This is a genomic window from Fructobacillus sp. CRL 2054 (genome assembly GCF_028764065.1).
Lineage (GTDB): Bacteria > Bacillota > Bacilli > Lactobacillales > Lactobacillaceae > Fructobacillus.
On the sequence record NZ_JACOFN010000005.1, the window covers coordinates 77,868 to 101,455 of the forward strand.

At 43.8% G+C, this 23,588-nt stretch carries 30 protein-coding genes and 1 tRNA gene; 25 read left to right on the forward strand and 6 right to left on the reverse strand.

Annotation, left to right across the window (positions count from 1 at the left end):
* Window positions 1–13: 13 nt before the first annotated feature.
* From H7198_RS03445 to H7198_RS03455, 3 genes are all read right to left on the reverse strand, one after another.
* Entirely contained in the window at window positions 14–1,306 is a 1,293-nt protein-coding gene (locus H7198_RS03445) for an APC family permease (protein WP_274458390.1), read from the reverse strand.
* A gap of 175 nt (window positions 1,307–1,481) precedes the next feature.
* The gene (locus H7198_RS03450) at window positions 1,482–2,774 is read right to left on the reverse strand and encodes an APC family permease (protein WP_274458391.1); all 1,293 of its coding nucleotides are present in this window, start codon (window positions 2,772–2,774) and stop codon (window positions 1,482–1,484) included.
* On the reverse strand, window positions 2,764–3,492 hold the full coding sequence (locus H7198_RS03455; RefSeq protein WP_274458392.1) for a gamma-glutamyl-gamma-aminobutyrate hydrolase family protein: 729 nt from the start codon (window positions 3,490–3,492) through the stop codon (window positions 2,764–2,766). The genes H7198_RS03450 and H7198_RS03455 overlap by 11 nt, the downstream gene beginning before the upstream one ends.
* A 246-nt stretch (window positions 3,493–3,738) precedes the next feature.
* On the opposite strand from H7198_RS03455, the gene mutM reads away from it, so the two are divergent.
* The 13 genes from mutM to H7198_RS03520 all read left to right on the forward strand — a co-directional run bounded on the left by mutM (window position 3,739) and on the right by H7198_RS03520 (window position 11,709).
* Entirely contained in the window at window positions 3,739–4,572 is an 834-nt protein-coding gene (mutM, locus tag H7198_RS03460) for a bifunctional DNA-formamidopyrimidine glycosylase/DNA-(apurinic or apyrimidinic site) lyase (protein WP_274458393.1), read from the forward strand.
* Between the two features lie 12 nt (window positions 4,573–4,584).
* Window positions 4,585–5,289: a DUF975 family protein gene (locus tag H7198_RS03465; protein ID WP_274458394.1), complete on the forward strand. Its 705-nt coding sequence runs from the start codon at window positions 4,585–4,587 to the stop codon at window positions 5,287–5,289.
* Window positions 5,286–5,885 carry a dephospho-CoA kinase gene (gene coaE, locus H7198_RS03470; RefSeq protein WP_274458395.1) on the forward strand — a complete coding sequence of 200 codons (600 nt, stop codon included), beginning with the start codon at window positions 5,286–5,288 and terminating at the stop codon, window positions 5,883–5,885. Before H7198_RS03465 ends, coaE begins: the two co-directional genes overlap by 4 nt.
* Window positions 5,886–7,241, forward strand: coding sequence for a DnaD domain protein (locus H7198_RS03475; RefSeq protein ID WP_274458396.1), 1,356 nt, complete (start codon window positions 5,886–5,888; stop codon window positions 7,239–7,241).
* 5 nt (window positions 7,242–7,246) lie between these two features.
* Window positions 7,247–8,200 (forward strand): primosomal protein DnaI, encoded by a 954-nt coding sequence (gene dnaI / locus H7198_RS03480; protein ID WP_274458397.1) that lies wholly within the window; start codon window positions 7,247–7,249, stop codon window positions 8,198–8,200.
* Between the two features lie 32 nt (window positions 8,201–8,232).
* On the forward strand, window positions 8,233–9,315 hold the full coding sequence (locus H7198_RS03485; protein ID WP_274458398.1) for a YibE/F family protein: 1,083 nt from the start codon (window positions 8,233–8,235) through the stop codon (window positions 9,313–9,315).
* A complete protein-coding gene (locus H7198_RS03490; RefSeq protein WP_274458399.1) occupies window positions 9,312–10,091 on the forward strand; it encodes a YibE/F family protein in 780 nt (259 codons plus the stop codon). Before H7198_RS03485 ends, H7198_RS03490 begins: the two co-directional genes overlap by 4 nt.
* On the forward strand, window positions 10,075–10,377 hold the full coding sequence (locus tag H7198_RS03495) for a hypothetical protein (RefSeq protein WP_274458400.1): 303 nt from the start codon (window positions 10,075–10,077) through the stop codon (window positions 10,375–10,377). Before H7198_RS03490 ends, H7198_RS03495 begins: the two co-directional genes overlap by 17 nt.
* Window positions 10,378–10,462: 85 nt before the next feature.
* A tRNA-Cys gene (locus H7198_RS03500) sits at window positions 10,463–10,533 on the forward strand.
* Between the two features lie 77 nt (window positions 10,534–10,610).
* Window positions 10,611–10,781: a hypothetical protein gene (locus tag H7198_RS03505; RefSeq protein WP_274458401.1), complete on the forward strand. Its 171-nt coding sequence runs from the start codon at window positions 10,611–10,613 to the stop codon at window positions 10,779–10,781.
* Window positions 10,782–10,910: 129 nt separating this feature from the next.
* Window positions 10,911–11,147 (forward strand): hypothetical protein, encoded by a 237-nt coding sequence (locus H7198_RS03510; RefSeq protein ID WP_274458402.1) that lies wholly within the window; start codon window positions 10,911–10,913, stop codon window positions 11,145–11,147.
* On the forward strand, window positions 11,137–11,511 hold the full coding sequence (locus tag H7198_RS03515; protein ID WP_274458403.1) for a DUF2335 domain-containing protein: 375 nt from the start codon (window positions 11,137–11,139) through the stop codon (window positions 11,509–11,511). The genes H7198_RS03510 and H7198_RS03515 overlap by 11 nt, the downstream gene beginning before the upstream one ends.
* A 15-nt stretch (window positions 11,512–11,526) precedes the next feature.
* Window positions 11,527–11,709, forward strand: coding sequence for a hypothetical protein (locus H7198_RS03520; RefSeq protein WP_274458404.1), 183 nt, complete (start codon window positions 11,527–11,529; stop codon window positions 11,707–11,709).
* A gap of 67 nt (window positions 11,710–11,776) precedes the next feature.
* Here the strand turns inward: H7198_RS03520 and H7198_RS03525 are convergent, their stop codons facing one another.
* Both H7198_RS03525 and H7198_RS03530 read right to left on the reverse strand, forming a co-directional pair.
* Window positions 11,777–12,466 carry a potassium channel family protein gene (locus tag H7198_RS03525; RefSeq protein ID WP_274458405.1) on the reverse strand — a complete coding sequence of 230 codons (690 nt, stop codon included), beginning with the start codon at window positions 12,464–12,466 and terminating at the stop codon, window positions 11,777–11,779.
* A 154-nt stretch (window positions 12,467–12,620) separates the two neighbouring features.
* Window positions 12,621–12,797, reverse strand: coding sequence for a hypothetical protein (locus H7198_RS03530; protein WP_274458406.1), 177 nt, complete (start codon window positions 12,795–12,797; stop codon window positions 12,621–12,623).
* Window positions 12,798–13,173: 376 nt separating this feature from the next.
* On the opposite strand from H7198_RS03530, the gene H7198_RS03535 reads away from it, so the two are divergent.
* The 11 genes from H7198_RS03535 (at window position 13,174) to H7198_RS03585 (ending at window position 21,593) form a co-directional block, all read left to right on the forward strand.
* The gene (locus tag H7198_RS03535; protein WP_274458419.1) at window positions 13,174–13,488 is read left to right on the forward strand and encodes a SemiSWEET family transporter; all 315 of its coding nucleotides are present in this window, start codon (window positions 13,174–13,176) and stop codon (window positions 13,486–13,488) included.
* 111 nt (window positions 13,489–13,599) lie between these two features.
* Window positions 13,600–15,633 carry an ATP-dependent DNA helicase RecG gene (gene recG, locus H7198_RS03540; protein ID WP_274458407.1) on the forward strand — a complete coding sequence of 678 codons (2,034 nt, stop codon included), beginning with the start codon at window positions 13,600–13,602 and terminating at the stop codon, window positions 15,631–15,633.
* Between the two features lie 88 nt (window positions 15,634–15,721).
* Window positions 15,722–16,750: a phosphate acyltransferase PlsX gene (plsX, locus tag H7198_RS03545; protein ID WP_274458420.1), complete on the forward strand. Its 1,029-nt coding sequence runs from the start codon at window positions 15,722–15,724 to the stop codon at window positions 16,748–16,750.
* A gap of 64 nt (window positions 16,751–16,814) precedes the next feature.
* On the forward strand, window positions 16,815–17,066 hold the full coding sequence (acpP, locus tag H7198_RS03550; protein WP_274458408.1) for an acyl carrier protein: 252 nt from the start codon (window positions 16,815–16,817) through the stop codon (window positions 17,064–17,066).
* A complete protein-coding gene (locus H7198_RS03555; protein WP_274458409.1) occupies window positions 17,047–17,577 on the forward strand; it encodes a SprT family protein in 531 nt (176 codons plus the stop codon). Before acpP ends, H7198_RS03555 begins: the two co-directional genes overlap by 20 nt.
* Window positions 17,578–17,592: 15 nt before the next feature.
* The gene (locus H7198_RS03560; RefSeq protein ID WP_274458410.1) at window positions 17,593–17,802 is read left to right on the forward strand and encodes a hypothetical protein; all 210 of its coding nucleotides are present in this window, start codon (window positions 17,593–17,595) and stop codon (window positions 17,800–17,802) included.
* A gap of 110 nt (window positions 17,803–17,912) precedes the next feature.
* The gene (locus tag H7198_RS03565) at window positions 17,913–18,920 is read left to right on the forward strand and encodes a substrate-binding domain-containing protein (protein ID WP_274458411.1); all 1,008 of its coding nucleotides are present in this window, start codon (window positions 17,913–17,915) and stop codon (window positions 18,918–18,920) included.
* Between the two features lie 116 nt (window positions 18,921–19,036).
* The gene (locus H7198_RS03570) at window positions 19,037–20,389 is read left to right on the forward strand and encodes an MFS transporter (RefSeq protein WP_274458421.1); all 1,353 of its coding nucleotides are present in this window, start codon (window positions 19,037–19,039) and stop codon (window positions 20,387–20,389) included.
* 120 nt (window positions 20,390–20,509) lie between these two features.
* The gene (udk, locus tag H7198_RS03575) at window positions 20,510–21,139 is read left to right on the forward strand and encodes a uridine kinase (RefSeq protein ID WP_091501122.1); all 630 of its coding nucleotides are present in this window, start codon (window positions 20,510–20,512) and stop codon (window positions 21,137–21,139) included.
* Between the two features lie 116 nt (window positions 21,140–21,255).
* Window positions 21,256–21,444: a hypothetical protein gene (locus tag H7198_RS03580; protein ID WP_274458412.1), complete on the forward strand. Its 189-nt coding sequence runs from the start codon at window positions 21,256–21,258 to the stop codon at window positions 21,442–21,444.
* 5 nt (window positions 21,445–21,449) lie between these two features.
* Window positions 21,450–21,593 (forward strand): hypothetical protein, encoded by a 144-nt coding sequence (locus H7198_RS03585; protein ID WP_274458413.1) that lies wholly within the window; start codon window positions 21,450–21,452, stop codon window positions 21,591–21,593.
* A gap of 59 nt (window positions 21,594–21,652) precedes the next feature.
* Here the strand turns inward: H7198_RS03585 and H7198_RS03590 are convergent, their stop codons facing one another.
* Window positions 21,653–22,519 carry a MurR/RpiR family transcriptional regulator gene (locus H7198_RS03590; protein WP_274458414.1) on the reverse strand — a complete coding sequence of 289 codons (867 nt, stop codon included), beginning with the start codon at window positions 22,517–22,519 and terminating at the stop codon, window positions 21,653–21,655.
* Window positions 22,520–22,652: 133 nt separating this feature from the next.
* On the opposite strand from H7198_RS03590, the gene gnd reads away from it, so the two are divergent.
* Window positions 22,653–23,561: a phosphogluconate dehydrogenase (NAD(+)-dependent, decarboxylating) gene (gene gnd / locus H7198_RS03595; protein ID WP_274458415.1), complete on the forward strand. Its 909-nt coding sequence runs from the start codon at window positions 22,653–22,655 to the stop codon at window positions 23,559–23,561.
* Window positions 23,562–23,588 lie beyond the last annotated feature (27 nt).

Consider the following 23,588-nt stretch of genomic DNA (forward strand, 5'->3'; position numbering starts at 1 on the left):
CTTTTTATGTGTATTATTTTTGAGTTTGGCGCTTTGTTAAGAAGTAAAAGGGAACGGCTAGAATTAATGCACCTAATCCCCAAATGAGATTCTTCATTTCCACGTGGAATAACAACCAGAAGGAAGCGAGTAATGCCAAGATTGGAATGATTGGTCCAAATGGAATTCGAAAGACTTTATCAGATTGGGTCATCGTTTTACGAAAGACGAGTACGGCAATGATGGTTGGAATGAATTGGGCAAAACGTGAAACCGCAGAAATTTGTGCCAGTACCGCAAATGATCCGGAGTAAGCAATCAAGAGAGAAATCGACGATGAAACGAGAATGGCTGCAAAGGGAGCATTGCGTCGGTTACGCTTGGCTAAGATGGAAGGCATCATTTTGTTTTCGGCCAGTGCCAGTCCAGAACGTGGTGAAACAAAGGAGGAGGCGAGGCAGATACCACCAATTGAAACGATGGTACCAAAGGAAATAATGTTTGATCCAAAGTTTCCAGCGACGGCTTGGAAGGTGTCCTTTAGGGGAACTGTGGAGGTCGCTAGTTTATCACCAAGCACACCGATAGATGTCACCATGACCAGAATGTAAACAACGACCACAGTACCAAGAGAAATAAGTAGCGCTCGGGGTAGGTTCTTTTGAACGTCCTTCATATCGCCGGCTGTAATCACCACTCGTTCAAAGCCAGAAAAGATGTAGAAGAGGGTGATGGCTGCTGTGGCGAAGTTTGGAATTGTGGTGAGCTTTTCCACAAAGAAGGGATCAAAGTGGGTTGGCTTAATGAAGAATAGGCCGACAATAATGACTAAGAAGATGGGGACGAGCTTACCAACGGTGACCACGTTTGAAATGATGGTGGTCAAACGAACACCTGAGAGATTGAGACTGACCAGACAAAGGTAAAGAATGGTGATGATAATGTTTTTGCTGGTGCTATCTGCTAAAGCGGGGAAGATACCCCCAAGTGCTGTGGCAAAGGCTGTGTACATGGTGGCTTCGGCGATAATCCAGATGGCCCAAGTGACGAATCCGACCTCGTAACCAACAAAGCGGCCGAAGGCTTCAAGTGCATATACATAGGCACCACCAGTTTCTTTGAAGTAGGAGGCACATTCGGCAAAGCACATGGCGATGAAAAAGGCCAAGCAACCGTCAAATAATAGGACTAGGATACTGGCTGGGCCAAAGAGACGCATCCCCGTGGATGGTAGTAAAAAGATACCCGATCCAATAATGGCGTTAATTCCGAAGAGAATGAGGCTGATGAAGCCCATTTTTTGCGTGTTCTTGTTTAATTTAGGCATGGATTGACTGTCCGTTCGTTTTTTAAGGTGTTCACTGAATTAATATATTAGACTTTTCTAATGATACGAGTCGAAAGGCTTACTGTCAATTAAATTTTGGTAATATTTTTATTCTTTTTAAATATTTAAATAAAAAGTCCTGTAAGCGTTTTTACTTACAGGACGAAAATCTAAATTAAGCCTTGCGACTACTCTTTGTAAGGAAGTAGAAAGGTACGGCGATAACAAGTGCGCCAAGACCCCAAGTCAAGCTCTTCATGTCAACGTGCCAGAGAAGCCATCCTGAAACGGCCAGGGCCAAAACAGGAATCACTGGACCGAATGGTACGCGGAAGGAATGTTCAACATCCTTCTTCGTTTTACGGAAGACCAAAACGGCGATGATTGTTGGGATAAATTGGGCGAAACGTGAAACCGCAGAAATCTGTGCTAAAACAGAAAATGAACCGGAGAAAGCGATGATTAAGGAAATTGATGATGAAGCAATGATTGCAACGACCGGTGCATCGTGTTTGTTTTTCTTAGCCAAAATGGCAGGCATCATCTTACTTTCAGCTAAAGCAACACCAGAACGTGGTGTGATAAAGGAAGAGGCCACACAGATTCCACCAATGGAAAGTAGGGTACCGAAGGAAATGAGATTCGTGCCAAAGTTTCCAGCAATCACCTGAAAAGTATCCTTTAATGGGACTGTTGAGATAGCTAGTTTATCGCCTAATACACCGATGGAAACAACCATAACAAGGGCGTAAATGACAACGACGGTTCCAAGAGAAATTAGGAGCGCACGAGGCAGGTTTTTCTTAACATTTTCCATTTCGCCAGCTGTAATCACAATGGCTTCAAAACCAGTAAAAATATAGAAAAGAGTGATGGCAGCGGCAGCAAAGTGTGGCGTTGTTGTTAATTTTTCGACGAAGAATGGATCAAAGTGGGCCGGCTTAATGAAGAAGAGGCCACAAATAATAATTAGAAAAATCGGTACTAACTTTCCAACAGTTACAATGTTGGAAATCAACGTTGTGATACGAACTCCGGCAATGTTTAGGACGGCCAAACTGATAAAGAGAATGGTAATGACAGTGTTTTTAGCAACTGGCGTAGCTAAGGATGGGAAAGTCCCTGCCAAAGCCGTAGCGAATGCGACATACATTGTTGCTTCTGCAATGATACGAATGGCCCAGGTGACAAAGCCAACTTCGTATCCGACGAAGTTACCGAAGGCTTCTTTAGCATAGATATAAGCCCCACCCGTTTGCTTAAAGTAAGAAGCGCATTCAGCAAAACACATCGCAATTAGGAAGGCTAAGGCCCCGTCAAAAAGTAAGACGAGGATACTTGCTGGGCCAAATAGCTTCATACCAGATGAAGGGAGTAGGAAGATTCCAGATCCGATAATGGCGTTAATTCCAAAAAGGATGAGACTGAAGAAACCCATTTTTTGAGCAGTATTTGCTTTATTCTTCATTTATTTTCTCCTGGACAATCTCGAAGAAGTGGGCGAAAAGTTCCTTTTCTTCTGGCATTGATTCCCAGAGATTTTCGGGGTGCCATTGGACGGCGAAGACGCCTTCTTCTGGCTTCTCGATGGCTTCAGGAATGCCGTCCTTTGCCTTGGCAATGACTCGCAAACCTTTCCCAATCTTCTTTAATCCCTGGTGATGGCGGGAGTTGACTTTGGCTTCTTTACCAAAGACTGGACTGAGAAAAGAGTTTTCTTCAATTGCAACCGTGTGGACGGGTAAGAAGCCACGGGCAGCTTGGCTGTGTTGTAATGGTTCCTGCTCATACTGGCTAGCAAGATCTTGATAAACGTTTCCGCCGTAGTAGATATTAATTAACTGGGCACCGCGGCAAATTCCCAATACGGGCTTTCCAGCCTTACGCGCTTCATCGATGATGGCGTATTCGAAGTCGTCACGTGCTGGATAGGTTGTTCCAATCTTTGCGTGGGGTTCTTCTCCATAGAGCAAAGGGGAAACGTCGGGCCCACCAGGGATGATGACGGCATCAACCATCTCAACGTGATTCTTGGCCATTTCCTTTTTGGCAATTGGAAAGGCGACTGGCACGTGGTTAAAGGCCATGACGGCATCCACTAATGGCTTTGGGACAAAGCTGGCCAATTGTAAATTAATAATGTCTATTTCTAGTAGGTTAACGTCACAAGTAATACCGATTTTCATGGGGAATCCTCAACTTTTTTAATTAATTTCGATGGATAAGATGAATCATAAGTATTTTTAGTATAGAGCAAAGTTGATTAATTCTAAATATTTATTAGAAGAAAAAGCGGGATTTTGTTTAGATGCTTGTTGCAGTACAAAAAAATCGCTATTTGTCTTTTTCTAATATGAATTGCTTTTCCTTTCCTATGATAAAATGGAGAAGATGTAGTTACAGTGGTCAATCAAAAGTTTGAGGAGAGACACATGCCAGAGCTACCTGAAGTAGAAACGGTCCGTCGTGGACTGACAAATTTAGTGAAGGGGGCCATCATCCGTAAGGTTGAGGTTCCATATCCAAAGGTGGTTACATCGGATTTGACTGCATTCAAATCCGATTTAGTTGGGCGAACGATTGAAAAGATTGACCGGCGTGGAAAGTACTTACTCTTCCGTTTTTCAAATGACCTTACCATGGTTTCCCACCTTCGGATGGAAGGACAGTATTCGGTTGAACCTGAAGGTGACCCTTTGCGAAAGCATACCGAAGTGGTCTTTCATTTAGAGGATGAGCGGCAGCTCTTTTATAACGATACCCGCCGTTTTGGTCGCATGACGCTTGTTAAAACGGGGGATGAATTAGTCTCTGTTTCGGGCTTGAAGGACTTGGGCCCAGAGCCGACAGAAGAAGATTTAAAGCTTTCCTATATGAAAGAAATCTTCAACCGTAGCCATCGAATGGTGAAGACTTTCTTGTTAGACCAGTCTAATATTGCCGGCCTCGGAAATATTTACTGTGACGAAGTGCTTTGGATGTCAAAGATTCATCCAGAAACGACAACGGATAAACTATCGGATCGTAAGCTGTCCGAATTACGTAAAAACATTATTGCTGAAATTAACCGGGCAACTGCCCATCACGGAACAACCGTCCATTCTTTCTCCAACATTTTTGGTGAAACAGGACAGTTCCAAAATGAACTACAAGTATATGGCCGGGCAAAGTTACCATGTCTACGCTGTGGAACGACTTTGGAAAAAATTAAAGTTGGCCAGCGAGGGACCACTTTCTGCCCGAAGTGCCAGGTGAAAAAAGTATAGATTAAAGGTACTATGACAGAACTACCAGTGATTTCACGCCGTCGTGTTAAAATTACGGCTAAAAAACAATTGAATGAAAGCTTTAAAAAAGTCCTGAAGGGCACCTGGCCCTTGGTCATTCTACAGATTATTCAGACGCTGTTAATATTGGCTACCGCCTATTTGTTATACGCTGGTTATGTCATCACACCGTCAAGCAGCAAGGATGATCTCTATTTATCCCGAACTTTCTTTTCTGCCTTGGGGCTCTTACTGACATGGTCGGCCAAGTGGGCGATTATCGATGTTTTCCAAAAGCCAGAGGTAAAGCGGGGATGGTCATCAGCCCTTCAAGGTTTTGCACCAAAACGTTTTTTCCAAGCCTTTTTGCTAGCCTTTGTCGAAAAGATTTTACTATTTTTCTGGTCATTTATCTTTTTCCTGCCAGCAATTGTGAAGCGCTTTTCTTATTCTCAAACATACTACGCTTACAAGATGGATTTGCTTTTTGATCGTTCGCAAAAGTCTTTGACAGACTACATCACGATTTCACGTCGTGTGATGTCTGGGCGCAAAAGAGAACTATTTCTCTTGGAATTGTCCTTTATTGGCTGGCATTTATTAGGGTTCTTAACAGCAGGCTTAGCTTATATTTTTGTGACACCATACATCAACACTTGTCGAGTGGTATACTCAACACAAGTTTTTGCTCAAGCAATTGAAGGAGTTCAAAAATGAGAGTGATTGCGATTACGGGTGGAATTGCTTCCGGTAAATCCGCCGTGACGAATCAAATTCGTATGGCTGGTTATCCAGTAGTGGATGCTGATTTGGTATCTCGCCAGGTGGTTGAACCGGGCACACACACGCTTGAAGAAATTAAAGAGACTTTTGGCGAGGATATTATTAAAAACGGCGTTCTAGACCGAAAGCGATTGGGCCAAAAAGCCTTTGGTAGTCAAGCGCTATTAAAACGTTTAACAGAAATTACCGCGCCAGAAATTCGATCAGCGATTCAAGACCAGTTGTCCTTTTATAAGATAAAGGGAAAGTCACTGGTCTTTTGTGCTATTCCGCTTTTCTTTGAACAGCACTACGAAGATACCGGCTGGTTCGACCAGGTTGTCGTTATCGCGACGAATGAACGTACACAGCTGGACCGTTTGATGGCACGCGACCACTTAGATGAGTGGGAAGCACAGTCAAGGATTAAGTCCCAACTTCCTTTGAATGTTAAGGAAGATAAAGCGGATGTCGTTATTGAAAACAACGGAACGGCCGAAGAATTACAAGAAAAAGTGGCCGCCTATTTGAAAGAAGTAGAGGAGGGATAGATGGTTGATTCGGTAGAAAATTTCCAGGCTGCAAAGCCGCTTGTTATTGAACAGTCTTCAAGCATTCAGCCGGAAGATTTATCGGTTTTATTTAATCTATACCTACCTTTTTTGGGTCCAAAGGCCTATGCCCTTTATCAGTTTTTCTATGAAGAAAAAAAGGGAGTTGGTCAGGCACCGGCATCTTTTCAAAACCACTACTTGATTTTGGATTCACTGTCTTTGTCGGCTCCAGACTTTGTCCGTGCTCGAAAGGCCTTGGAAGGACTTGGTTTGCTAAAGTCCTATCAGGGACAGCAGATGGGCAAGGAGAAGATGCGTTATCTCTTGCAAAAGCCTTTGTCAGCGGCAGATTTCTTTAAGGAAGACTTGCTTTCGGGCTTGCTTTTTCACTATGTTGGTGAGGAGCGCTATTTGGCTTTAGCCAAGCGTTATCAGCAAACCGCCGGTCCAAGTTTGAACTCTGAACAGGATATCTCAGCATCTTTCCTATCGGTCTTTGATTTACCAGAGCGTTCACAAAAGCCGGGTGTTCAGGTGAATGACCAGGCCGCCAAAAATCCTCAGGCTGACTTTAGCCAGTTGACTTTTGACTTTGACGGAATGGCGGAATTGGTGCACGGGACAACGGTTGATAAAATTCAGAAGGCCCGCGAACTCATTTTGACTCAGCAGGTCCTTTACGGATTAAATGAGGTTGAGATGGCAACGGCTTTAACCCGTTCCATTAATTTGGATGACCACGAAGTAAATAAGGGAAGCTTCTTAGCTTACCTGGCACAGACCTGGGCATCGAAGAAACAAAATCAGCAGTTGGCTGACATTGAAAAGTCGCCTACGGTGGTATCCGAAACACAGTCGACAGCGCAGACTGTGAAGAGGACGGGAAATAAAAAACTCGATGTTCTTTACCGGGCGGCTAATGAACTATCACCAATTGATTTTATTGGACAAATTAAGCAGCAGAATTCTGGTTACGTGACGCAAAACGAGCGGCGAATGCTAAACGATTTGGTTACCAACCGTATCTTGCCGGTACCAGCCATTAACATGTTGACCTACTTGATTTTAGTGGACATGGATGAGGCGGATTTGAAGCGTAACCTGCTTGATACGATTGCTAATTCATGGGCGAAAGCCGGTGTTCGCACTGCAGAAGATGCGTTTGCGGCGATTAAGGCGCATAATAAAAAGAGCAAAGAGCGGACTAATCAACCGAAGAGTAACTGGAATCGGCAACCGGTCAAAAAAGAACCGGCCTTTACTTCAAATGAAGCGGCCAGTCAGCAACAGGTTGATTCAGACGCCGTCAAAGATGCGTTGAAGTTAATGAAGAACTATAAGACAAAGGATTAAGATTTATGCAGGATTTGGCAAGTGTTTTAAAAGAATTTTCGAAGCGCTACCCTGCGATCGGAAATGATAAGGCAGCCGCTGCCTTTGAGGTGGTCCAACAGGATCAAGATATTCGTGATTTCTGGTCGGAAAATCAGGCGAAACTGAAGCCTGATGCCTTGGTCGTTTCGATGACGGACTTGTTCGAATTTGTTCGTGAAAAGAAACGTTCAGCAGATGGCAAGCCAGCCCTTTACCCAGGGTATCGACCAACTTTGGTCGTTGAAAAGGGGTATCCTCACGTGGCCTACGAACCAACTGAGGAAACGAAGAAGAGTTTGCGTCAGGCGGCATTGCTTCGCTCGATTGCGGTACCAAAGTCCGTTGCGAAGGCTGATTTGAATCAAATTGTCGAAGAAGTTGGTCAAGATGAGGGCCGTGCACCCGCTGTGGCTGCGGTTGTTTCGACTTTTTCTGCCCTGGTTAATCAGCATGAAAACGGTGGCCAGGACTTCGTGCCTGGTGTTTACCTATCCGGTGACTTTGGTGTGGGAAAAACCTATCTGATGGGAGCCTTTGCTAACGCGTTGGCCTACAACGGAATTGGCGTCATGATGGTGCACTGGGCGACCTTGATTGAGCGCTTGAAGGGTTCATTTGGAAACAATGGAGACCAGTCGCTCCTAGAACTAATTGATGAAGCGAAGAAGGCGCCGGTTTTGATTTTGGATGACCTTGGTGCTGACACCTTATCATCATGGTCCCGTGACTCCGTTTTGGCTGTGATTCTGGAATACCGGATGCAGCACGAGTTAACGACTTGCTTTACTTCTAACTTTGATTTGACTTCCTTGGAAAAGTACCTGAGTCAGACCAAGGATGGTCAGGAGCCAGGTAAGGCGGCTCGTTTGATGCAACGTGTACTGTACCTCTCAAAACCGGTCGCCATGGCAGGTAAAAACCGCCGTTTGGACCGCTAACTTGAATTTTCTCTCATAAAGAAGGTTTTAAAATGAAACAACATTGGCGAAAAATACTCTTTATTTTTGTGATTACCTTGGCCTGCTTTTTTATTGGCCGATTGGATAGCGTTTGTTACAACCAACCGGTGGGGCAGGTGACATCCGTGAAGACGATTGCATCTGATGATTCAACGGATGAACATGAAAATCAGGATCGTTCTTATACTCAGAAACTGACGGTCAAGCTTTTGAATCGCTCTGGCCAAGTCGTTACGATAAATAACGATTACTACGCTTCCCAAGCGGAGTCTGATCAGTATCATGTTTTTGATCAAATTCTGCTCAAGAAGTCTTCATCGGGTTATCAGATTGATATGCCAAAGCGAGATTCGCTACTCTTTGCTCTCTTAGGGTTCTTATTCTCAGGACTCTATTTCTCAATGAGCCGCCGAAAGTTTTCCTTCTTAGGGCTATCAATTGTCGTTAATGCCGGGCTCTTTATCTTAACGATCATCTGGGACGCTTCGGCTCGTGCACTGCCGGTGTTACCAGTTTTTGCCGTTTTGGCCATGCTGCTTTCTGGCCTGGCACTATACTTTGTTCTAGGACATGGCTTGCAGGCCTGGATTACCTGGTTGGCAACAGTGATTGCCACACTATTGGCACTCTTGGCGATGGCAATTGTGATTGCATTAACCGGTGCGACTGGTGTGCACTTTGAAACCATGTCCTATGTCACCCAGGTGCCACAGCCGGTCTTTTACGCACAGGCTGTTATTGGGGTGCTGGGCGCTGTTATGGATGAGTCTGGTGATATCGTGGCTGGACTATTCGGTCTGCAACGCGAATCTGCGGATCGAATATTCTCAGACTACTGGCAGGCTGGCTTATCCGTTGGACGTGAAATTCTAGGAACATTGACCAACGTCTTGTTTATGATTTTCATTGCCGAAACGATTCCGATGGTGGTGTTGATGCTACGGAATGGTAATAACTGGTCCTATATTCTTGACCAGACAATGAACTTGGGTATTTTGCAGACCGTGGTTTCCGCACTTGGAATTGTTTGGGCGGTACCGGTCACGGCCTTCTTAACCGCTACACTCTTAACACGAAAGGAGACTGCAAAATGAACGCAATTTTTGTTTTGATTCTGCTGCTCTTGATTTCGCTACTTTTCGTGGGCGGTAAGCAGGGCGCATTGACTTTCTTAGGTTTATTCCTAAACTGTATTCTGATTTTCTTGTTGATTACTTTGGTTAACTGGGGCTTTACAGCAATGGTTGTGTTGCCAATTATGTCTGTCTTGATTTTATCGGTGGCTATTTATCTTTCAGCTGGTCGGCAAAAAGTCTTGGCTATCACATGGAAGACCTCGGTTCTGGTTTTGTTGCTCATCATGGTCTTAGCCTGTTTGGCCCAACACTTGGGACACCTACAGGGCTATACCTTGGAGAATTCCGATGAGCTAGAAGGATTGTCCTTAGCGGTCGGGATTGACTTTTCTAACCTGGCCATCATCGTGATGGTCATTTCGGCCCTCGGGGCGATTGCGGAAGCTGCGATGGCGGTGACCGCTGATCTCTTTGAGGTGGTTGAGCGAACTCCTGAAATTAGCCTGGATAATTTGAAAAAACAGGGCACAACAATTGGTTCACAAATTCTTGGAACGGCGATGAATACCCTGTTCTTTGGGATGCTGGGTGCTAATATTCCACTATTAGTGTGGTTCTTCCGCTTGCACTATTCGGCAGCAGAATTCATGAATGGTAAGCTCTTGATCTTTGAAGTAGTCACCATGCTCTTGGGGATGATTGGAATTATGTGTTCAATTAAAGTGGCAATTTTCTTTGTCGAACATGCATTTCATAAAGAAGGAAGAGGTATCTTAAATGAATCAGACCTTTAATCTTATTGAAGAAATTACTCGAAACGACGGTAGCATTTACTACGAGCTCGGTAATGTCACGGAAAACTCCCGTGCCGAGTACGCAGCTGACCACGGCTTTATCAAGATGGTGCGGATTTTGAAGATGAATGTGCCCCGTTCTTCTCACTTGTTGAAGGTGGAGGAATACTTGAACAAAACCTACGAGCAGTTGCCAATTGAAGCGGACCATTTTGACGAATGGGTGAAGCCCGAAGAGATTCAAAAGGAAATGCAGCAGGTATTGCTCGATAACAAGTTGGGATAAGTGAATTCTTTCATTTAATCACTTCTAATTGCTTGAAAAAGTTAGAATTTTTCTTTATAATCATAAGCGTTGTGAAACGCTTCATGGTGGTATAGCCAAGCGGTAAGGCATGGGTCTGCAACACCCTGATCACCGGTTCGATTCCGGTTACCACCTTTTCGGCCATTTTCTGGGATTCCTGGAAGATGGCCTTTTTCTTTACTATTGTTTAGTTGACAAGAAAGGAAGAACTGATGACAATACATGAAACTGATGTTGTTAGATTAAAAGATGGTCGAACACCTAATGTTGCTTCTATCCAAACTGACGGAACATATGTATTTGAATTTGTTTCTGAGGATAATATGTCAACTTTTGAAAAGGGAAACTTGGATGAAGTAGTAGCAGTTATTTTTAAAGCATAAAAGAAAAGCACTAACTATTGTTAGTGCTTTTTGTGTTTCAAGAGAGTGATTTGTCATAAATGGGTATAAGTAGTTTTTGAAGTGCGTTAGCCATGCTATAATTTCGGTAGAAAAAGCAGGAGGCAGTGTATGGCAAAGCAAATAATTAATTCAATTCAAAAAGTTGCAGTCCGTGGGTTTTATGTTGGAATAAGAAAATCAGTTGCTAGTACTCTGTTTCCTTTTCGGTCAATTTTTGCAATGAGGTCGGACAAGAATAATCAGTCGCAGTCCTACCTTGCGTTAAGCGATAATGATAAAAAATATAATGATTGGAATAAGGTTGAAAATGACTTGAGAAAGGTTATTCAGAATTATGGCCAATAAGGATTATATTGTTGCCCAAAAGCAGAAGGGCGATGAGTCACTTAGCGTTTCAAAAGGGCCTATACCTAATCCGGAGGTGTTAGAGAAAATTGAAAAGTTAGCACCTGGTTCAACAGAAAAGATTATTAAAGATACTATAGTTGAGTCAGAACACAGACGTCATTTGGAAATGTTAGAGCAGCAGAAGTACTGGAAGTTTAAAGCTTACGGTCATTTAACAGCTTTATTGATTGCTTTAGCCATGATTGCAGCGACTTTTGGGTTGGTGTATTTAGAGCATCCGGTAGCAGGTTCCATTTTTGGAACAGCAACATTCTTATCAGCTATTGGAATATTTATGGATGGCAGTAGTAAAGGAAAATAAAGTTAAGGAGAAAGTATGAAAGTAGAAGAAAATGATTGTGTTTTGTTGAAAGATGGACGAGTAGTGGCAATAACTATGGTTCTTGATGAAGAAAAAGGGATTTTTATGGCAGAGGACAGCGACGATCGTGGTCAAGCCCTTGATTATCCAACAATCACAATTGCTGATATTGTAAAGGTAACTTATCATCCGGTTTAAGAATGAGGTTTAATCCCAATGTTTTAGAAAAATAAAAAAGAGCGCCTAAGTGCTCTTCCAAAAATAATTATTTCTTTTTATCAATCTCATCCAATTTTTTATCAATTTTATTTAAACGGTTTCGTAGTTCATCGATGGTTTTATCTTCCTGCTGTTGGGTGAAGAAGGAGGTCACCGTAGAGGTGATGGTTCCAATTAATCCGATGCCTACAAACATTAGGATAATGGCAATACCACGTCCGAGGTCAGTTTTCGGTGCGATATCACCATATCCGACCGTGGTGACCGTGACAATTGCCCACCAAAGGGCGTTATCATAGCTGGTGTTTTCAGCGAGTGAATAGATACCAGCTGAAATGAGAATGAGTATCATGGCAAAGGTCATCAAGTAGATGAAGCCGTTTGTGTTGATGAACTTGTCAACGTTTTTCTTGAACTGCACACTGAACCCGATGATGCGGACAAAGCGCAGTAACTTCAAGACTTTGATGGCGCGCGAAATACGGAATAGCGTAAAGAAGGAATCAAATGGAATGATGGCTAAGAAATCAAAGATATTTGATTTGAAAAATTGCCACTTGTTTTTAGATTGTGTGAACCGAACAATGTAGTCTACCCAAAAGAAGAGCAGGATTAGTCGATCGATAAGGAAGAAAGGTTCTTTATTAATGGAGATTAGTCCCGCTATATCTAATCCCGCCAAAGAGACGGAGATTAGTGCAAGTAGTCCAACAATTGCATAATATAACTTTTTCATAACATAGGACCTGTGCGAGGTATTGATTGAGAAGGGGAGGCGATTCTAATGCCTGCCTTTTCTTAATTGTAACTCAATCTTGATGAAGTGAATGGAATAGAAAAAAGAAGACCGTAAGGCCTTCTTTTCATTCGTTATTTTTCTTTGGTAAGAATTAGTCGTTCAAGTGTTCCAAAGTTTGCTTGTAAGCATCGATGTAGGCAAACATTGCGCGTTCACCGTCGATGTTTGTGTCAGTGTTGTTCTTCTTAGCAACGTCGATACGTGCTTGGACGGCTAGCTTCGTAACCATCATGGCAAAGTCGTGTGCTCGTTCTTCATTAGTAATCATAAAAGTTTCTCCTTTTATCAGTTCATACTATCGCTTTCATTACATACAGGATAACAAAAGTAGAGTAATTTGTGATAAATATTTACTTTAAAAGTATCTTTTTCTATCGATATTGAGTGGAAATGGTGCACTTTTTAAGAAATTCAATAGCGTTTGTTTTTTAAATCGGAAATATTTGTATTATTTTAGAAAATCAAATGTTCAAATAAACACAAAGAAGTTAAATGTGTTATTATAATACTTGTTACAGCGACTTTTTAACAAAGTAAAATCTACACAAAAAAGTATTTAACAAAAGTGATTACTGTAATAAGTATGTTATAATATCTTTAAATTATTCAAGCGAATAATAGAATAGGAGAAATAATTCATGGGAATGCGTGTTGATAACTACGTTGATCCAAAAGATAAGAAACCAGTAGACGCTAAGCGAATCAAGATGTTGAAGCTCTTTTCAAAGGTTGCTACAGCAACTTGTATCTTGATGTACGTTTCTTACATTCCACAAATTATGTCAAACTTCTCTGGAAATCCTGTTAACCCTGTGCAGCCAGCTGTTGCCATGATTAACGCGACCCTTTGGACGGGTTATGGTTGGTTGAAGACTTATAAGGATTGGCCAATCATCATTTCAAATATTCCAGGTGTTTTCTTTGGATTAATCACGATTGTGACAATCTACATTCACTAAAATCGTCTTTTTATCAATCAGCAGTGCTTCTTTGCACTGCTTTTTTGTTTGCTTTTGAAATCGTTTCGCCTGGTGGTAAAATAATTCTTATTGAAAGGGAAGGAGAGCGGTATGCCATTAACTTTGACAGATAAAGTCAGCGCCTTGTCAGGTGTCGGGCCGAAGCGGGAACAGGCTTTACAGGAGCTTGGTATTTTCACAATTGACGACCTACTCTCTTATTATCCCTATCGTTATGATGACTTGGGTGAACGACTACCATCCGAAACGCTGGATGGGGAAAAGGTCACCTTTAAGGGTGTGATATCCACGCCGGCCGTTGTTCGTCGATATGGTAAGCGGTCACAGACCGTGATTGGATTGCTGGTCGACCGTGAAAACGTGCGAGTGACTTTTTTCAACCAACCATGGATTGCTAAGAACCTAGAGGTTGGACAAGAGGTGGCGGTGTACGGTACTTATAATGCGGCCAAGGCGGCTTTGACTGCCATCAAATTGGTGCCAGCTTCCATTGATGGCTTAGCACCCATTTACCCAGTGTCAAAGGCCATTAAGGCCAAGACCATTGCTGAGTTAGTGGAGCAGGCCTGGGGGCAGTTGCGTGGGACTTTGCCGAATTTGGTACCCGCCAGTCTGCGTGAAAAGTACCGCTTGCTGGATAAGAACCAGCAGATTGAGTATTCTCACTTTCCCAAGGATAAAGTCGAATCGAAAGCCGGGCGACGTTCCGCAGCTTTTGAAGAATTCTTTCTCTTTCAGATGCGCTTGCAGTTGATTAAGCAGGCGGACCAGCGTTTCCTAGGAGAAGCCTTGGACTATGATAAGGAAAAGGTGGCGGCCTTTATTAAGGCGCTGCCTTTCCAATTAACTGCTGCTCAGCAGCGAGTGGTTGACGAGATTTTGGCTGATCAGGCAGCACCACAGCACATGAACCGTTTGTTGCAAGGGGATGTTGGTTCTGGAAAGACGGTCGTTGCCGCCATCGCCATGTATGCAGCGGTGACTGCCGGAACTCAGGGAGCCATTATGGCGCCAACTGAAATTTTGGCTCAGCAACATGCTAAGGGTCTGGCTAAGTTATTCGAATCGGCTGGAATTCACTTGCGGGTGGAGCTACTAACATCCGGGTTAAAGGCGGCCCAGCGTCGACAAATTTTAGAAGACTTGGAGTCCGGTGATATTGATATTGTTGTTGGAACCCATGCGCTAGTTCAAGATGGGGTTTACTTCCACCATCTTGGCGTAGCAGTGATTGATGAGCAACATCGTTTTGGCGTAAAGCAACGGGCTAAGTTGCGTGAGGGCGGAGTTAACCCCGACATCTTGGCGATGACGGCGACACCAATTCCACGTACCTTAGCTATTACGGCTTATGGTGAAATGGAAGTTTCGATTATTGATGAATTACCAGCGGGTCGTAAACCGATTATTACTAGTCAGCTTTCGAACCGACAGTATGACCAAGCCATTGATCTGTTGAAAGCAGAACTGGCCAAGGGGGCTCAAGCCTACGTGGTCACACCCTTGATTGAAGAATCAGAAACCTTGGACGTTCAAAACGTGACGGCGGTTTATCAGGAATTGCAGGAAGCACTGCCGGACTATACGGTGGGACTTTTACACGGCCGTTTGCCAAAGGAAGACAAGGACGTCTTGATGGCGGGCTTTGCCAATAACGACGTGCAGGTTTTGGTGGCGACCACGGTGATTGAAGTCGGGGTCGATGTGCCAAATGCTTCGATTATGTTAATATTAGATGCTGACCGTTTTGGCCTGGCGCAGCTCCATCAGTTGCGTGGTCGAGTAGGTCGAGGAGACCGGCAGTCCTATACTGTTCTGCTGGCTGATCCGAAGACTGATTACGGGAAGGAACGACTAGCCGCTTTGGTCCAAACAACGGATGGATTCGAACTTGCCCAGCGTGATTTAGAACTTCGTGGCTCTGGTGACATTCTGGGGACCAAGCAGTCGGGGATGCCGGACTTTAAAGTCGGGGATCCGGTCAAAGATTTGACCATGTTGACGATTGCTCAGGAAGAAGCGCTGAAGCTTGTGCGTCAGCCCGACTGGGAGCAAGATGTCGACAACCAAGCGCTAGTTGAAAAGCTATCAACGACGATGGCAGCCTATCGTCATTTCGATTAAGGATTGTTATTTAATTGAAAAGTCCTAGTAAAGCGCTACGGATACAATAATTATTATTTATACAGATATTTTAAGGAGAATTACTGTGATTAAGATTGCGATTGATGCCATGGGTGGCGATTTTGCCCCTGATGAAATTGTGAAGGGTGTTGAAATGGCCCGCGACCGTTATCCTGAGTTGGAATTCCAACTTTACGGAACGGAATCAAAGGTAAAGCCTCTTATCCAAAAGATGGACCGCATTACACTTATTCCAACGACTGAAGAAATCGAAATGGGTGAAGAACCCGTGAAGGCGATGAAGAATAAGCAAGACTCTTCAATGGTTCGCGCAGCAACTGCTGTTAAGAACGGCGAAGCCGACGCATTTTTCTCTGCTGGAAACACTGGGGCTATCTTGGCATCAGCCATCTTTATCGTTGGTCGTATGCGTGGGGTGGAACGTCCTGCCTTGGCATCTGCTTTCCCAAGCTTTGGTGGCCAACACGAAGACTTTGTCTTCATGGACCTTGGTGCCAACGCTGAAAACAAGCCATCTCACTTGTACCAATACGGAATCTTGGGCTCTTTTTATGCGGAATCCGTTCTTGGTATTTCAAACCCACGCGTTCGTTTGTTGAACAACGGTGGTGAAGAAGACAAGGGTGACGAAGTGCATAAGGCCGCTCATCAATTGATGAAAGACACGGATGCCTTTAACTTCTTGGGTAACGTCGAAGCGCGTGAAATCATGGATGGCACGGCGGATGTTGTGGTTGCGGATGGTTTCTCTGGAAACGCAACCTTGAAGGCAATCGAAGGAACAGCATTGACGATGCTGGACCAGTTGAAGAAGTCAATCAAGGGCGCTGGCCTTCGCGGTATCTTGGGTGCCTTGTTGTTGAAGCCAGCCTTCAAGTCATTGAAGAGCAAGTTGGACTTCAATGAAAAGGGTGGTGCTGTTGTGCTTGGTGTTAAGGCACCAGTTGTGAAGACGCACGGTTCAGCTAAGGCTGACGCGGTTGCCAACTCAATGGGCCAGATTCAAACAATGGTTCAAGAAGACCTTGCTGGTAAGACGGCTGCCTTCATTAAGGAAAACGCTGATAAGTTGAAGGTTAAGAAATCTTCAAAATAAAATCCGCAAGCTAGTTTTTTTATGGTAGTATAGATTCGATTTGATTTAGCTTGAGGAGAGAACAATGGCCTTATCGAGGGAACAGATTTACGAGAAATTAGAGTGCGAAATTGCAAAGCGCTTCGAAGTTTCGAAGGACAAAATCGAGGGAGACCGCGACTTTGTTAAAGAAATCGGTGCCGATTCTATCGACGTCGTTGAACTAGTTGTCGAAGTTGAGGATGAATTTGACATTGAAATTCCAGACGAAGAACTGGATTCATTGACAACTCTAAATAAGGTGTCGGATTACGTTTATGAGCATCAGGGTAAGTAACTTTTTTAAAAAGTCTGCTCGGACTGCCAAGACCAATACGACCTGGCAAAAGAAAATAGGGACTCCTGAACAGGTTGCTTTGCAAAAGCGGGTTGAACAGGTGTCCCTTTCTGCCTTTGGCCGTCCTTTTGAACATCAGGCAGTTTTTAACCCTCGTTTACAGACGACGGGTGGTCGCTACCATTTAGCCGACCATCACTTGGACTTTAATCCAAAAATGGCGGATCGGGATGACTTTGATAGCATTATTAAACATGAGCTTTGCCATTACCACTTGCACCGAGCGGGGCGGGGCTATCAGCATGCCAACCAGGACTTCAAACGCTTGTTAGCCCAGGTAGGTGGTAGCCGTTATGCACCAGATATTGGTAACCGGCGGACGGTTGAAAAAAAGTACCACTACCTTTGTGATAACGGCCATGCCTTTGATCGGGTTCGTAGAGTAGATACGAGGCGCTACCGTTGTGGGCGTTGCCGAGGACGTTTGCATTTAGTGAACAATAATAATTAGAAGGATGAAAAGAACATGTCATACACTTGGCTAAAAATTCTCTGGGCCTTTTTAAACTTATTGGCCTTTCCAAGCTTGTTTTTATGGGCTTCACAGGCAGAACTGTCGATCCGAATAACCCTTGTCTTGGCAACGGCACTGTTTATTTTCTCAAATCTCTGCCTCGTTGCCATCCTATACTTGCAGTATAAGAAAAGAAATCAACCAGCTGTTGAAGAGGACTGAGCATCCTTGCAATTTAATAAAAGATTGATAAGACCTAGTCGTTTGCGACTGGGCCTTTTTTTGTGCTATGATAAATGGCAGTATTAAGCGCTTACAAAAGAGGTTTTAAGATGGTCGAAGAAAAGAAAAACGCCACAATTTATGATGTCGCAGCAGCAGTTGGCGTTTCTTTAGCGACTGTTTCACGAGTGGTGAACGGGTCTGAAAACGTTCGCCCAGCAACACGTGATAAAGTCTTAGCAGCTATTAAGGATTTGGGCTACCGCCCAAACGCCGTTGCTTGTGGACTAGCCTCAAAGAAAACAACGACGGTTGGTGTGGTGATGCCCGACATGACCAATCTTTTCTTCTCGGAATTAACCCGAGGAATCGACGATGTGGCTCACATGTACCAGTACGATGTTTTGTTAACGAATACGGATGATGACCCAGAACGTGCATTGACTGCCATCCGTAACTTGGCTGATAAGCAAATCGATGGATTGATTTTCATGGGGAGTCAATTGTCCGATAAGGTATTGGCTGCCATTCGTGCGACCGGCATTCCAGTGGTATTGGCTGGTTCTGTTGATAAGGATCGACAACTACCATCTGTTAACATCGATTACAAGATGGCTTTCTCAGAAGTGACCGAACGTTTTCTAAAGTCGGGTTATGACCGCGTAGCTTTAGTTACAGGGTCTGCCGACCGTGCCATTGATGTTGATTACCGTCGCGCAGGATATGAGGCAGCCCTTTTGGAGGCAGGAAAGAAATTAGACGAAGAGCTAGTCTTCTCTGGTGCTCGTTCCTACGAGGATGGCTTAACCCTTGCAAAAGTCATTCGTGACGCCGGTGCTAATGCGGCATTGGTTTACGATGACGAGGTGGCTCTGGGTGTCTTGAACGGCTTGCAGGATGAAGGATTAAAGGTGCCGGACGACTTTGAAATCGTATCGGCCAACAACACGACCTTTACGCTCGTTGCTCGTCCAGAACTCTCATCCATCGATCAACCAAAGTATGACATCGGGGCTGTTGCCATGCGAATGTTAACGAAGCTGATGGATAAGCAGGACCTTGGGGAAGAGCAGATTTTGCTGCCTTACACAATGGTGAACCGTTCATCAACAAAATAAATCGTAATTAAAGGGCTGAATCCAATTCAGTCCTTTTTGTTTAGAATGATAACAATTTAATTGCCTTTTGGCACTTTGTCGCTTAAAATATTTAAAGGATTAATTTGGAGGGAAGTATTTTGAAAAATATTCGTTCACTATCACCATTCTCCTTGATGCTTTTGTTGACGTCATTTACGATGTCGATTTCACAATCGACAATGACGACGGCTTACCCAATTTTGATGAAGCAGTTTGGTATTGATGCCGCTGCCGTTCAGTGGGTGACATCAGGATTTATGGTGGCTATGACTCTGGTCATGCCAGTTTCACCATGGTTGTTAGACAATCTTCATATGAAGACCTTGTTGAATTTGATTATTGCTGTTTTCCTAGTTGGAACTGCGATTGCCATGGTGACGCCAAACTTTTTGGGTGTTGTCGTTGGTCGTTTGTTAGAGGGGGTAGCTGTTGGGGCACTCTTCCCAACTTATCAGGCAGTCATCATGGAAAACACGCCTGAGGAACGACGTGGTATTGCCATGGGGGCTGTTGGTTTGGTCATGTCTTCTGCTTTGGCAGTGGGACCAATCGTTTCTGGAATTGTTTTGCAATTTGGAACTTGGCGTGTGCTTTTTGCCTTCTTCTTTATCGTGCTCCTTGTCTTGAGTATCTTCATGCAAGGACAAATTGAAAACACCCACCCAATGAACAAGCGTGACTTTGACTTCCTGTCATCATTCTTGTTGATTGGTTTCGCTGGTATCTTGTACACGGTTTCAATTTTGCCAGCAAAGGGTTGGTCGGTTGGTTTGGCCGTGACTTTGGCGGTATCTGTGATTTTACTGGTCATCTTTGTGATTCGACAGTTGAAGCAGGATAACCCATTCTTGGATTTGCGTGTCTTTGAGCACCAAGGTTATTTACCAGCCATGCTGTTGACTGGAATGTCATACTCAGGTTTGATCACTGCCACGGTTATCATGCCTTTGTACTTCCAAAAGGTCTTCGGATTGGCACCATTGTGGTCAGGACTTTTGATGATTCCTGCCGCTGCCTTCCTATCATATTTGAACCCTAAGTCAGGCCGTTTGCTTGGTCAAATCGGTTTGCGTCCATTGGTTTTGATTGGTTCCACCATGATGTTGGCCGGTTACTTGACCTTAGCCATCTTTGGAACGAAGTTCTTAATTTTGGCCATCGCAGGGGCGATGTTGCTTGAAGGTGGAAACGCCTTCATCATGATGCCTGCCGTAACGGCCGCCTCAAATGCCTTACCAAAGCAACTGATTTCGCACGGTACTGCCATTATCACGACCATGCGTCAGTTGATTGGGGCCTTGTCAATTCTTGTTGCTGGTATCTTAATTGGATTCTTCCATGCTGATCATAGTTATGGTCATTCATTGAACTTAACAGCAGCTTGGTTCGTCTTGGTACCATTGACTGGTTACCTCCTGGCAAGCCGAATTAAGACAACAAAAGAATAAATACAAAAGTCGGTTATTGACCGACTTTTTTACTAGCTTTTGTATAATAACTCTCGTAAAATAGTTGGGATAAGAAAAAACAGGCAGGATGCATATATTTAGTTCATTGTGGAGGCTATTTTGGCAAAGAAACCTTTTTTAATTGGAATTACAGGTGGTTCTGGTTCGGGAAAAACCACTGTTTCCAAGGCTTTGATTACTCGTTTGGCGGATAATAACCCAATTTTGCTTCAGCAGGATGTGTATTATAAGGATCAATCCGAAAAACCAATGGAAGAACGGATGAAGACGAATTATGACCATCCAGATTCAATCGAAACAGATCTTTTTGTTTCGGACTTGAAGAAGTTGATTCGTCACCAATCTATTGATACGCCGGTTTATGACTATGCAGAACACACACGTTCAAAGGAAACCACACACGTGGAGCCAGGTGATGTGATTATTGTTGATGGTGTTTTGCTTTTCAACGATGAGCGTGTCCGCGATTTGATGGACTTAAAAGTCTACGTTGACACTGACGATGACATTCGTTTTATTCGTCGTTTGCAACGTGATACACACGAACGTGGTCGTACCGTTGAAGGCGTCATTGAGCAATATACGGCGACGGTTAAGCCAATGCATAACCAATTCGTTGAACCAACAAAGCGTTATGCTGATATCATCGTGCCAGAAGGTGGCGGTAACTACGTGGCTATCGACATGTTGATGAACCAGGCGATTGCCATGGTTAAAAAAGAAGATTAATGGGAAATGACTTTCCCAGAAAAAGCAGCCGATTCGGGTTGCTTTTTTATTTAGAATGACTCTTGAATTATGTATGGCAAGTGTTAGTATGTAGTTGAAAAGAAGGGGGTTTATCAATGACAAGCAAACGCGATGGACTAAAAGAAGATCGTCAATCATTTGAAAATGCCCAGCAGAAAGCTGCGTTGAATCATGTGGCTGAAGAGCATGAAAGACACAGTGAAACGCTTGAGCATGCCAAGCACAAGGATGCCCGTTATGATAACGAGGCCTTCGAATCAGAAAAGAAAGAATACGAGGGGTAAGAATTATGGCAAAGAAGGATGAATTTGAAGCAGTTGATGCCAACCAAGTAGAAGGTGAGAAGCGTCAAGAAGAACGTTTGGAAAAGCAGTCTGAATTTAATCTTTCTTCACACGAATCACGTGAAAAGAAGGCAGAAGATAAGATTTAATTATCTGTTAGTTTAAATAAAAAAGCACACTCGCTTGAGCGTGCTTTTTTATTTTGAAATTAAGACTGGCGTCTTGTTCCTTCGATGACGTTACGCATTGTATCCACGACAGACTGGGTGGCTTTTGGTAACTTTGAACCGGCTAAGGTGAAAAGCGTATCGACAATGGTTAATTGAGCAATTAATGAAGACATTGATTCGGAGCGATAATTCACTTCTTCGGCTAGTGAGAAGAGGGCGATGTCGGCCATTTTAGCAAGTGGCGAATCGGGGAAAGAGGTGATAGCAATGAAGGGGACGTTGTTTTCCTTTAACTTTTGCGCCAGGAAAAGCGTGTCATCGTTTCGTCCGGAGTGGGAGATAACAACGGCGGTATCCTGTGGTGTTAGTTTGACTGCCTGCATCAACTGAATGTCATAGTCTTGATGGGAAATAACATCAATTGGCGTACGTAAAAACTTGTGATAGGCGTTAAAGGCGACGATGGACGAACCACCAATTCCGAAAAATCCAACGCGTTTGGCAGAAATTAACCAATCGAGTGCTTGATCGAGTTTGTCAACGGACAGTGAATCGAGTGTCATGGTCAAAGCGTTTTGGGCACCTGAAAAGACTTTACGGGTGATTTCTTTTGTATTGTCATCGTCGGTAATTTCACCAAACAGGTCGACTGGGGGTTTGCTTCGCTGGTAAGAGGCTAGGTTAACAGAAAAGTCACGGTAAGAGTTGAAACCGATTTTTTTTACGAAACGGGAAATGGAGGCGGTTGAGACAGAGGACTTTTCAGCCATCGACTGAATGGTATCCTGTGCTGCCGCAGACATGTTGTTAATAATGTAGGAAACGAGCTTTTGCTCGGTTTGGTTATAACTGTTTGGCTCTTGCCCCAAACGGGCGAAGATCGCCTGTGCTTTGCTTTCTTTCATAATATACGGTCCTTTGTTAAACTAACTATACCGAATATGAAAGTTATTTTCAATTATTGCTTGTATTCTGAAAAATATTTTCATATAATATACTTGTAGTATAAAAGATGAAATTATAAAAGAGGTAATACACATGAAGTTTGCCATGATTGGTCTTGGAAAGATGGGTCTTAACTTGGTTAAGAACGCTGTCGACAACGGCCACGAAGTTGTTGCATTTGACTTGAACAAGGACTTTGTTGCAGAAGCTGATGCTTACTCTGACAAGGTTGAAGGTGTTAACTCACTTGACGACATGCTTTCAAAGTTGCCATCACCTAAGGTTGTTTGGGTTATGGTTCCTGCTGGAAAGCCAACGAACTCAACCATCGATACTTTGATTGAAAAGATGGACAAGAACGACATCATCATCGATGGTGGAAACTCAAACTACAAGGACAACCTTGAACAAAACAAGCGTACCACTGCTGCTGGTATCAACTTGTTCGATGCTGGTACGTCTGGTGGTATGGCCGGTGCACGTAACGGTGGAAACTTCATGATCGGTGGAGACAGCGAAGCCGCATGGAAGGAAATCGAACCATTGTTCAAGTCAATCGCCCAAGAAGACGGTTACTTGTACACAGGTCGTTTGGGATCAGGTCACTACTTGAAGATGGTCCACAACGGTATCGAATACGGTATGATGCAAGCCATCGCCGAAGGTTTCGAAGTTTTGGAAGCCTCACAATTCGATTACGATTACGAAGCTGTTGCTAAGCTTTGGAACCACGGTTCAGTTGTTCGTTCATGGTTGATGGAATTGATCGAAGAACAATTTGCTAAGGATCCTAAGTTGTCAGCAATTTCTGGTCGTATGCACTCATCTGGTGAAGGTAAGTGGACTGTTGAAGAATCACTTGATTTGGAAGTTCCAGCACCAGTTATTTACTTGTCACTTGCTATGCGTTACCGTTCATTGCAAGAAGATACTTTCTCAGGAAAGGTTGTTTCTGCTTTGCGTAACGGCTTCGGTGGTCACGCAATGGACTCTGCTAAGTAAGCATTCGAAGAAACCTGCACTAAGCTC

What these genes read in the sequence shown, in the direction of transcription:
- H7198_RS03445 (WP_274458390.1), bottom strand. Translation starts at nt 1,306, where the DNA reads ATGCCTAAATTAAACAAGAACACGCAAAAAATGGGCTTCATCAGCCTC.
- H7198_RS03450 (WP_274458391.1), bottom strand. Translation starts at nt 2,774, where the DNA reads ATGAAGAATAAAGCAAATACTGCTCAAAAAATGGGTTTCTTCAGTCTC.
- H7198_RS03455 (WP_274458392.1), bottom strand. Translation starts at nt 3,492, where the DNA reads ATGAAAATCGGTATTACTTGTGACGTTAACCTACTAGAAATAGACATT.
- mutM (WP_274458393.1), top strand. Translation starts at nt 3,739, where the DNA reads ATGCCAGAGCTACCTGAAGTAGAAACGGTCCGTCGTGGACTGACAAAT.
- H7198_RS03465 (WP_274458394.1), top strand. Translation starts at nt 4,585, where the DNA reads ATGACAGAACTACCAGTGATTTCACGCCGTCGTGTTAAAATTACGGCT.
- coaE (WP_274458395.1), top strand. Translation starts at nt 5,286, where the DNA reads ATGAGAGTGATTGCGATTACGGGTGGAATTGCTTCCGGTAAATCCGCC.
- H7198_RS03475 (WP_274458396.1), top strand. Translation starts at nt 5,886, where the DNA reads ATGGTTGATTCGGTAGAAAATTTCCAGGCTGCAAAGCCGCTTGTTATT.
- dnaI (WP_274458397.1), top strand. Translation starts at nt 7,247, where the DNA reads ATGCAGGATTTGGCAAGTGTTTTAAAAGAATTTTCGAAGCGCTACCCT.
- H7198_RS03485 (WP_274458398.1), top strand. Translation starts at nt 8,233, where the DNA reads ATGAAACAACATTGGCGAAAAATACTCTTTATTTTTGTGATTACCTTG.
- H7198_RS03490 (WP_274458399.1), top strand. Translation starts at nt 9,312, where the DNA reads ATGAACGCAATTTTTGTTTTGATTCTGCTGCTCTTGATTTCGCTACTT.
- H7198_RS03495 (WP_274458400.1), top strand. Translation starts at nt 10,075, where the DNA reads ATGAATCAGACCTTTAATCTTATTGAAGAAATTACTCGAAACGACGGT.
- H7198_RS03505 (WP_274458401.1), top strand. Translation starts at nt 10,611, where the DNA reads ATGACAATACATGAAACTGATGTTGTTAGATTAAAAGATGGTCGAACA.
- H7198_RS03510 (WP_274458402.1), top strand. Translation starts at nt 10,911, where the DNA reads ATGGCAAAGCAAATAATTAATTCAATTCAAAAAGTTGCAGTCCGTGGG.
- H7198_RS03515 (WP_274458403.1), top strand. Translation starts at nt 11,137, where the DNA reads ATGGCCAATAAGGATTATATTGTTGCCCAAAAGCAGAAGGGCGATGAG.
- H7198_RS03520 (WP_274458404.1), top strand. Translation starts at nt 11,527, where the DNA reads ATGAAAGTAGAAGAAAATGATTGTGTTTTGTTGAAAGATGGACGAGTA.
- H7198_RS03525 (WP_274458405.1), bottom strand. Translation starts at nt 12,466, where the DNA reads ATGAAAAAGTTATATTATGCAATTGTTGGACTACTTGCACTAATCTCC.
- H7198_RS03530 (WP_274458406.1), bottom strand. Translation starts at nt 12,797, where the DNA reads ATGATTACTAATGAAGAACGAGCACACGACTTTGCCATGATGGTTACG.
- H7198_RS03535 (WP_274458419.1), top strand. Translation starts at nt 13,174, where the DNA reads ATGCGTGTTGATAACTACGTTGATCCAAAAGATAAGAAACCAGTAGAC.
- recG (WP_274458407.1), top strand. Translation starts at nt 13,600, where the DNA reads ATGCCATTAACTTTGACAGATAAAGTCAGCGCCTTGTCAGGTGTCGGG.
- acpP (WP_274458408.1), top strand. Translation starts at nt 16,815, where the DNA reads ATGGCCTTATCGAGGGAACAGATTTACGAGAAATTAGAGTGCGAAATT.
- H7198_RS03555 (WP_274458409.1), top strand. Translation starts at nt 17,047, where the DNA reads ATGAGCATCAGGGTAAGTAACTTTTTTAAAAAGTCTGCTCGGACTGCC.
- H7198_RS03560 (WP_274458410.1), top strand. Translation starts at nt 17,593, where the DNA reads ATGTCATACACTTGGCTAAAAATTCTCTGGGCCTTTTTAAACTTATTG.
- H7198_RS03565 (WP_274458411.1), top strand. Translation starts at nt 17,913, where the DNA reads ATGGTCGAAGAAAAGAAAAACGCCACAATTTATGATGTCGCAGCAGCA.
- H7198_RS03580 (WP_274458412.1), top strand. Translation starts at nt 21,256, where the DNA reads ATGACAAGCAAACGCGATGGACTAAAAGAAGATCGTCAATCATTTGAA.
- H7198_RS03585 (WP_274458413.1), top strand. Translation starts at nt 21,450, where the DNA reads ATGGCAAAGAAGGATGAATTTGAAGCAGTTGATGCCAACCAAGTAGAA.
- H7198_RS03590 (WP_274458414.1), bottom strand. Translation starts at nt 22,519, where the DNA reads ATGAAAGAAAGCAAAGCACAGGCGATCTTCGCCCGTTTGGGGCAAGAG.
- gnd (WP_274458415.1), top strand. Translation starts at nt 22,653, where the DNA reads ATGAAGTTTGCCATGATTGGTCTTGGAAAGATGGGTCTTAACTTGGTT.